This is a genomic window from bacterium (genome assembly GCA_027622355.1).
GTDB lineage: Bacteria > UBA8248 > UBA8248 > UBA8248 > UBA8248 > JAQBZT01.
This window is the reverse complement of the sequence record JAQBZT010000103.1, coordinates 1-8988: the sequence shown is the minus strand read 5'-3', so window position 1 is coordinate 8988 and position 8988 is coordinate 1. Positions and strand designations below refer to the sequence as shown.

General features: G+C 59.8%; 7 protein-coding genes, 1 tRNA gene and 1 pseudogene. 2 read left to right on the top strand and 7 right to left on the bottom strand.

The features are described 5' to 3' along the window. Window positions 1–162: 162 nt before the first annotated feature. From O2807_07645 to O2807_07625, 5 genes and pseudogenes are all read right to left on the bottom strand, one after another. Window positions 163–1347 (bottom strand): diguanylate cyclase, encoded by a 1185-nt coding sequence (locus O2807_07645; protein ID MDA1000373.1) that lies wholly within the window; start codon window positions 1345–1347, stop codon window positions 163–165. 78 nt (window positions 1348–1425) lie between these two features. Continuing rightward, entirely contained in the window at window positions 1426–2904 is a 1479-nt protein-coding gene (locus O2807_07640) for a sodium:solute symporter family protein (protein MDA1000372.1), read from the bottom strand. Continuing rightward, a complete protein-coding gene (locus O2807_07635; GenBank protein MDA1000371.1) occupies window positions 2904–3089 on the bottom strand; it encodes a hypothetical protein in 186 nt (61 codons plus the stop codon). The genes O2807_07640 and O2807_07635 overlap by 1 nt, the downstream gene beginning before the upstream one ends. 427 nt (window positions 3090–3516) lie before the next feature. Continuing rightward, window positions 3517–3685 (bottom strand): annotated as a pseudogene (locus O2807_07630) (IS1380 family transposase). A 168-nt stretch (window positions 3686–3853) separates the two neighbouring features. Next, window positions 3854–3929: transfer RNA gene (locus tag O2807_07625), tRNA-Phe, on the bottom strand. Between the two features lie 245 nt (window positions 3930–4174). On the opposite strand from O2807_07625, the gene O2807_07620 reads away from it, so the two are divergent. Both O2807_07620 and O2807_07615 read left to right on the top strand, forming a co-directional pair. After that, entirely contained in the window at window positions 4175–5185 is a 1011-nt protein-coding gene (locus tag O2807_07620) for an AIR synthase family protein (protein ID MDA1000370.1), read from the top strand. Then, window positions 5182–5766, top strand: coding sequence for an HAD-IA family hydrolase (locus O2807_07615; protein ID MDA1000369.1), 585 nt, complete (start codon window positions 5182–5184; stop codon window positions 5764–5766). The genes O2807_07620 and O2807_07615 overlap by 4 nt, the downstream gene beginning before the upstream one ends. Before the next feature lie 648 nt (window positions 5767–6414). On the opposite strand, the gene O2807_07610 is transcribed toward O2807_07615, so the two are convergent. Both O2807_07610 and O2807_07605 read right to left on the bottom strand, forming a co-directional pair. Further along, the gene (locus O2807_07610; GenBank protein ID MDA1000368.1) at window positions 6415–7911 is read right to left on the bottom strand and encodes an NADH-quinone oxidoreductase subunit N; all 1497 of its coding nucleotides are present in this window, start codon (window positions 7909–7911) and stop codon (window positions 6415–6417) included. Between the two features lie 36 nt (window positions 7912–7947). Then, on the bottom strand, window positions 7948–8988 hold a 1041-nt coding region (locus O2807_07605), incomplete at its 5' end, for an NADH-quinone oxidoreductase subunit M (protein ID MDA1000367.1).

Sequence of the window (8988 nt, the reverse complement as noted above, 5' to 3'; positions counted from 1 at the left end):
CGACTCCGAAGCAAATTCCGGCCCACGGCTCTTCAGCAACAAACGGTGCCGAAACGCGCGGGCGCTTGGCTCTGGATATAGGTTTCTCTATCCGACCTACCGGGAAGGGTACGGCGCGCTGCTGGACTCCGGAGAGGAAAATCCGGGAAAGTTTCTCTCGATCTAAACCGCCACGACCTGGTTCCGGCCTTTATCTTTCGCCCGATAGAGCGCCTCATCGGCGATCTTGATCATGTCCTCCGGCGACTTGCCGTGGACGGGGAAACAGGCCATCCCGATGCTGAGGGTCACGCCCAGGGCGCCGTCCTCCTCATCGCTGCCGGAAACCGGAATCTTCATCTCTTCAATCGTGCGGCGGATCTTTTCGGCGACGACCTGTCCTCCCCCCTTGCCCGTTTCCGGCAGAACGACAGCCATCTCCTCGCCGCCGTAGCGGGCGGCGATATCCGAGTTGCGGATTGAAGCGCGGAGGGAGTGGGAAACCCCCCGCAGTACATGATCGCCAACGGTGTGCCCATAGGTGTCGTTGATCGACTTGAAATGATCGACATCCATCATGCAGAGCACCATCTCATGGCCGTGTCTTTTTGCCCGGCCGATTTCTTCCTCAAGCCGCGTCTCGAAAAATCCGCGGCTGTACAGGTTGGTGAGAGCGTCCACGGAGGCAACCTCTGATAGCAAGGCATTTTCCATGGTGATGCTCAGCTGCCTCGCCAGGGAAGCCATCAGGATCTTCTCGTTGTCTCCTACCTCGGCCTCCGGATTCCGGTAGCCCGCCAGAAGCGCGCCGATTAGCTTGCCGGTGGAAAAGAGCGGCGCCCCGAGAAAGCCCGAGAAGCCCTGGATGAGTACGGGGGCCCCCGATTCGAGCAGATAACCGATGGGCATCTGTTGCTGATCGGCCGTGAAATACAGCCTTCTTTCCGCGCCCACCGTACCGAGGAGCCCCTTCGTCGAGTCGAGCGCCATCAGGCGTTTTTGATCCTCTTCGCTGAGGCCAATCTGGCTCCGCATCACCATTTCGCCGTTGGAAATCGGGGCGTGGTAGATCAGCGCCGCGTCCGCTCTCAGGGATTCGCAAACGACCGTGAGCGCCTCGTCCACCTGGGAGATGAAATCATCCTTGTCGTTCGTAATCGCCGCGACACGGCTGATGGCCCAAAGCTCGCGGTTCCGAAGGCTGAGCTCATCGTCGTAGCGGCGGAGATTAATGGCAAGCCTCTGGTTTTCGCGGAAGAGATCGCGGAAATTAATCGCCCGCCGCGCATAGGCCAGAAGCGTTTCATTGTCGATGGGCTTGTCGAGATAGGAGAATACCCTGTGCATGGCGAATCCGTGATCCGCCATGCACAGGAAACGATCTACATGCGGGTGTACGTTTCCTCTCTCATTCTATCTCGCCTCACCTCTCCGGGCTGCTTTACCTTACCTGTTCGCGGTCGTTTCCCCGTTCCAGGCCTTCTCGAACTTGGCCCTGTGCTCTGCGGGTACCGGTGAGGCGATGAAGGAGATGACCACGAAGAGGACCGCGTTGACGATCAGCGCGAAAACCCCGGGTGCCGGGGCGCCGCCAACGTTGATGATGGGCGGCGGTCCTCCCGCGAAGAAGGTGTAGTAGACGCCCAGCGCCACCCCTACGATCCAGCCCACCTCGGCACCGATCTTGGAGGCCCGCTTCCAGTACAGGCCTCCGATCAGGAGAGGCAAGAACTGCATGTGGAACATGACCACCAGTTTGACCAGGGCCCAAATGTAGGGTGGCCGGAAAAGGGCGATCAGGAAGGCCAAGAGGCCGAAAACCAACATGGCCCACTTTCCGAGCAGAACGGACTGCCGCTGCGAGATGTCCTTTTTGATGTAGCCCCGGACGATGTCCTTGGACAGAATCGCGTTCGCCCCGATGAGCCCTGAGTCGAGAGTGGACATGCCGCATGCCCAGACGGTCACCACCAGCAACGGCATGAGCCAGGGCACTTGCTTCTGGATCGTGACAAGGATGGCCTGGTCCATGTTCAGGCCGGGGCCGGCAAATACGTAGCTGGTCAGCCCCAGGATGGCGAAGATGAGCGACATCACCAGGAGCAAGAACGCGACAAGCATGACGTTCTTGCGGAAATCGTCCAGGCTTTTGATGGTGTACATCCGGGTCATGCGGTCTCCCAGGGTGAGGGGATGGGAGGCCATGAAGATGAACCAGCCGAAGAACAGCCCAAGGGTGACGCCGTCGTAAGAGAAGTGGGTCATCTTTGGCGGCAGCGCCTCAACGACTTTCCCGTAGCCACCCGCGAGGTAGAGCAGGGCGACCACGGCGATGACGCCAAACGCCAGGGAGATGACGCCCTGTAAGACGTCGGTGTAAATGACGGCGCGCATTCCTCCATAGAGTGTGTAGCCGACGCCGACGACGAGCAGGATGACGACCCCCCAGATATAGGGGATTCCGGCGAACCGCTCGAGAACGGTACCCAGGGCGACAGCGTTGGAGGCGAAATAGGGCACCAGGAAAATGATGGTTCCTACGGCGCCCAGCAGCCGGAGGAATTCGCTCTGGTAGAAATCCCCGTAGAAGTCCTGGGAGGTGCTGTAGTTAAACACTTGACCCACCGGCCACAGGCGCTTGCCGATGAACCAGAGGGGGAACACCATAAACGCGTAGGCGAAGCCGTAGCCCAAGAAGCTCACCCCCTTGAGGTAGAACCAGCCCACGGTGCCGAGGTAGATTCCCCCCGACATGACGGTGGCAACGATGCTGAACGAGTTGGGAATGAAGCCGACCCCGCGGCCGGCCACATAATAGTCTTCCTCCGAATCCCCTCCGCTGCTCCATTTATAAGCGACCCAGAGGGTTGCCGCCAAATAAACAGCTATCGATCCCAGAATGACATAAGGCGAAGACCAGTCCATCACGTCACCTCCTTGTCATACACGATCCGGTAGAGTACCCATATCCCGTAGAGCGCAACGATGGGGTACCACCAAAGGGTGAAGTACCGATTGTTGATTATTGGGTTGAAGGGTGTGGTGAAGACGAGAACAAGGAAGAGCACGAACAACCAACCGTTAACCGTGAGCTTGCCGCCATTGATCATGGTACATCCTCCCTCCGAGCGAAGACCTACAATTGACCCACTGTAGCGTGCCCCTCAGGTTGGACCAGGTCTTATGAAACTTCCTCCTCTATCAGGTTTCCGAAATCAGGAAACAATGGGGATTTCCAAGATGTCCAGATATTCCATCCCGAAAAGTATCCCCATGAACAAAAGAAAATTGCGATAACTGCTGCCAATTGGGTGTGTTCAATTCAACCGACATTCCCATATGGCTCCTTGAATAGAGGTATTCTAGCTTCAAATGGCCATTCCAGGCCACGATTCTTTTCTGAGCGACCGACGCCCGTCCCAAACAGCCCCTCATTCCGGGACAAGAATCAATTATTGCCTCATTTTCAAGCATTTATGCCCCCCGCCGGACATACTTCTCCTGTAGACCGGCTCTCCCTCGCTGACACCCCTGCGGTCATGTGGGATGGGCCGACGGCCTGCGGTCTGCAATCAAGCCAAGGATTCTTTCGAACAGCGCGCGCGGCACGGCCACCTCGGCCAGCTGGAACGTGAGGTAGCGCCCGTGACGGACCACGTTTGGCCCCGATCTTGACGAGCTTCTCCCTCAGGGTTGTCAGGGACCAATGGCAGACCTCATCGAGCAGGGGAGATTCAGGTTCACACCGAGGGATTGCTTATCAAATACAGCCCCTTCGTCATCACCGAGGGCCATCCGTTCGACCCGGACGATTCCGGCGATGGCCCCGGAAACCCTAGCGTTTCAGGGGACGACGAGGGGTGGGCGATTCAACTGGTGCCACGGGACGGAATCGAACCGCCGACACGTGGATTTTCAGTCCACTGCTCTACCGACTGAGCTACCGTGGCAAAAAACGCGGGGGCGGGCCGGGCCGCCCGGCGGTATCCGGAAAAAGGCCGATAAAATCAGGCTTCTGCAAAAGGCAAGCGATTCTAAGGCCCGCTCCGGCCAGCGTCAAGACCGGATGAGGTATGCGGAAACTACTGGAATCAAAGGAAATCCCGGCCCGCGGCTTGCGCCCTCCCGTGCCCATCGAATAATGTAGCTGCAAGCTGGATGCGCCCCGAGACCGACTCTTTTCCCTTTGGACACGATGACACCCTACCCCCCCGGAAAGCTCCCCGCCGGCGCGCTCGGCGGGCTTCTCGAAAAGATGAAGGGCCACCCCCGCCTCCTCGTCGGCCCCCGCGTCGGGGAAGATGCCGCCGTCATCGATGTCGGCGAGAGGTGCATCGTGGTGAAAAGCGACCCAATCACCTTCGTCGAAGAGCGCATCGGCTGGTACGCGGTCCACGTCAACGCCAACGACATCGCCTGCATGGGGGCCGCCCCGCTGTGGTTTCTCATGACCCTGCTGCTCCCCGAGGGGCGCGCCGACAGCCAGATGGTGGAAGCGATATGGGCGGATGTGCGATCGGCCTGCGACGAGCTGGGCGTTACGATCTGCGGGGGGCACACTGAAATCTCGTTGGGGCTGCCGCGTCCCATCCTCTGCGGCCAGATGATCGGAGAGGCCGCCCGGGAAGACATCATCCGGGGCGAGGGCGCCCGGCCGGGGGATTTCATCCTGCTCACGCAGCCGGTTCCCGTCGAGGGGGCGGCCATACTCGCCGAAGCCAGGGAAAAAGAACTGCTCCCCGCCCTGGGCACAGAGATGATCGAGCGGGCGAAGGGATATCTCCGCGATCCCGGCCTGAGCGTGGTGGCACCGGCGCTGGCCGCCGCCCGGACGGGAGAGGTTCACGCGATGCACGATCCGACCGAGGGGGGGCTGGCGACCGGGGTGCACGAGCTGGCCGACGCCGCCGATCTGGGGTTTGTCATCGAGGAAGAAAAAATCCCCATCTCCAAAGAGGGCGGCGCCATTTGCCGCGCGCTCGGTCTGGACCCGCTCGGGGTCATCACCTCGGGCGCCCTGCTCCTCGCCGTCCCCCCGGAGGGCGCGACGGCCGTCCGCCACGCCCTCGAATCCGCAGGGGCCGGCGCCTTTCACATCGGGGTGCTCCGGCCGAAGGCTTCGGGGCGGATCCTCAAGAAGCGCGACGGCACAGAGGCCCCCCTTCCGCGCTTTGACTCGGATGAAATCGGGAGGGCACTCGCATGAAGCCGGCATCCTACGGGGGCGTACTTCTCGATTTCGACGGTACGCTGACCAAATCTTTTTTCGACTGGCCCGCCATGACAAATGAGATGCGATTCTTATCGGACGACATCTCGATCCTGGACTACATGGCCGAGGCGCCCGAGGCCGAAGCCGCCCGCGTTTTCGAGATACTGGAACGCCATGAGCGGGAAGCCGCCCGGCGCGCCGAGGTCAACGAGGGCGCCCGCGAGCTGCTCGGCTTTCTCCGCTCCCGGAACACCCCGTTCGCCGTGGTGACCAACAACGCCATGCGTCACGTGGCCGTGATGTTGGACCGGATGGGACTGGAAATCGAGGCGATCATCACCCGCGATATCGGCTGCTGGAAGCCCAATCCGCGCCTTGTCCTCGAGGGCGCGAAGGCGATCCGCGTCCCTCCCGCCCGGTGCATCGTCATCGGCGACGGGAGGTACGACATGATGGCCGCCCGCGAGGCCGGGATGATGGCCGTTCATCTTTCCGGGGATTCCTCAGAGCCCTGCGACTACCGCGTCGGGCGGCTCGCGGACGCCATCCCCCTGATTGAACGACTCATCCCCTGAAGCGTTTTCAAAAGAAAAGGGCGTATCTCTTAAGAGATACGCCCTAAAGGAAGGGATTTTGCCCAACTTACCCGGCAAAATCTCAGTGGCGGGATTTCAGTGAAACGGCATTGGGGGATCCCTTTACCGGCCACCGGGGGGAGAGACTCCTACAAGAGTCTCCTTGTGAGGGTTTTCTTATCCTTTCACCGGGAAACTGCCCGGCCCAGAATTTTCTGTCGCACAGCTGTTAAAAAGGTCTTACCCTTTCTATCGGCTCAATGGGCTGTTCCTATAACACCCCGATTAAAAGCACATTTCATTCCAAAATCAGATCGACGGTGGAAAAAACATAAAAAAAATAACTTGCCCAATGAAAACAATGATTTAAAAGTATTCATCATAGCGGGACCCACCATGTCCGGGATTTGAGGTGACGGAAGATCGACAGTATTTTAACGCGATTTCGGGAAAATTCTATCCATTTGTGACATTCTGGCATTTTCGAGGAAAATCGGGGGGTACCGTCTCAAACGACTGTCTCATCTGTCTCAAAGACAACCCTTCTTGTCCGCCGGGCGGTGAGGCAAAAAGTCCAGTTCATTGGGGAAAAAGCCGGAAATTTGCGGATTGCCAGGCGCTTTTGAAATGGAGGAAAAGGGCCCGCGCCTAGAGGATGCCGGAGACCGAATCTTTTGCCGCCTCGAGGATCCCTCCCGGGAAGAGGCCGAACAGAAGCGTGGCCACCACGAGAATGACGAGGGTGAAGAAAAGCGATGGGGCGTTGGAGAACTCCACCTTCGGCTGCCCGCTCCCCCGGGTCTCCATAAATATCGTCATGATAACCCGACCGTAGTAGTACATCGAGACGGCACTCGCCAGCACGCCGATGACCGCCAGCATGTAGTAGCCGTTATCCACCGCGGCGGCGAAAACATACAGCTTTCCGACAAAGCCCGCCGTGGGCGGAATCCCCGCCAGCGAGAGTAGAAACACGACAAACGCCAAACCCGCCCAGGGATGATCCTGGCCGATTCCTTTCCAGTCTTCGATGTTGTCGCCCCGCCATCCGTCCCGGCACAAGAGGATGAGCATCCCGAAAGCGCCCAGGTTCGTGAACATGTAGACGACCATGTAAAAGAGCACCGAGCTGATACCCAGCTGGCTGAACGCGATTTTACCGTCCACAACGCTCAGGCTCGCCACCACCCCGACCAGGGCGTATCCCGCATGGGCGATGCTCGAATAGGCCAGCATGCGCTTCAGGCTGGTTTGGACGATGGCGGCCACGTTGCCCCAGACCATCGTGAATGCCGCCAGCAGCCAGAGCAGGATGTTCCACTTCTCGGCCGAGGCCTCGAAGCCCACGAAGAAAAGGCGCATCAGCGCGCTGAAGGTCGCCAGCTTCACCGCCACCGACATGAACGCCGTAATGGAAGTGGGCGCGCCGGTGTAGGCGTCCGGCAGCCACATGTGGAAGGGAACCAGCGCAAGCTTGAAGCCCAGACCCGCCACCAGCAGGATCAGCGCGAAGATCGTCACCGGGTCCGATACGCCGACGCGGCCGCTCGAAAATGCCTTCGCGATCCCGGGAATCCCGGTGGTGCCCGTCAGGCCGTAGACCACCGCCATGCCGTAGAGAAGGATTCCCGTGGCGAACGCGCCCATCAGGAAATACTTCAGTCCGGCCTCGCGGCTGAGCGGGTCGTGCCGAATGAACGCCACCAGCACGTAGATGCTGATGCTCATCGTTTCGATGCCCAGGAAAATCGAGAGCAGATCGTTGGCCGAAACCAGCACCAGCATCCCGAACACCGAGAACAGAAGCATCTCGTAGAATTCGCCGAAATTTATTTTTTCGATCTTGACGTACTGGAGCGAAAGGAGAATCGAGATCGCCGTGGTCACGAGAATGACCACCTTGATGAATATACTGAAATTGTCCGCCACATAGAAGCCGCTGAATGTGGTTCGTGCCCCCTCCCCCCACTGGGAAAACGTCACCAGGGCGAGAACCACCACGCCGGCAAAGCTGATCACGCCGAGCAGCGCCTTGTTTTCCAGCGACACGAAGAAATCGGTCACCAGAACCGCACAAATCAGGATGACCATGCCGATCTCGGGCGCCGCCAGGGACAATGAAATGTCGGGGATCACAATCGGCATCGCAGAAAGCTCCTTCGTCGCCTCTCTCCGGCGTCCCTAGTTTTTCCCGCCGCGGCCCGGGAGGGCGGCCACCCGGCGAGCGTCCGGCGAACCGGCCACGTTCACCATCTTCACCACCTTGTCCACGCTCGCTTCCATCCGGCTCAGGAACGGCTTCGGATAAAGGCCGATCCAGAACATCAGCGCGATCATGGGCAGCATGTAGAGCACTTCGCGCCGGTTGCAGTCGGTGAGCTTTTGGTTCTCGGGGTTGCTCAGCTCACCGAAGAACATCCGCTGGAACAGCCAGAGCATGTAGGCTGCCCCCAGCACGATGCCGATGACCGCGAAAGCTGCATATACATAACTCGCCTTGAAGGCGCCGAGAAGGATCAAAAATTCCCCGACGAAGCCGTTCAGCCCCGGCAATCCGATGCTGCTCAGCATGGTGATGGCGAACAGCACCGTATAGACCGGAACCTGCTTCGAGAGGCCGCCAAACTCGGAAATCTCCCGCGTGTGCCGCCGCTCGTAGACCATTCCGACCAGAAGGAAGAGCGCCCCGGTGCTGATCCCGTGGTTGATCATCTGGAGCTGGCCGCCGAGAACACCCTGCTGGTTCAGGGCGAAGACGCCCAGCATCACGAAGCCCAGATGGCTCACCGAGGAGTACGCCACCAGCTTCTTCACGTCGGTCTGCGCCATCGCCACCAGCGCGCCGTAGATGATCCCGATGATCGAGAGCAGCACCATGAAGGGCACGAATATCTGGCTCGCCTCGGGCAGAAGCGGCAGCACGAACCGGACGAATCCGTAGGTCCCCATCTTCAGGAGGATACCGGCCAGAATGACGCTGCCCGCCGTCGGCGCCTCGACGTGGGCGTCCGGCAGCCAGGTGTGGACCGGCCACATCGGCACCTTGACCGCGAAGGAGGCGAAGAAGGCGAGCCACAGCCAGTTCTGCATGCCCGACGGCAGATGCGCCTGCATCAGCGTCGGCACGTCGGTGGTCCCGGTCTCGAAGAAGATCGCGAGGATGGCGAGCAGCATCAGCACCGAGCCCGTCAGCGTGTAGAGGAAGAACTTGAAGGCCGAGTA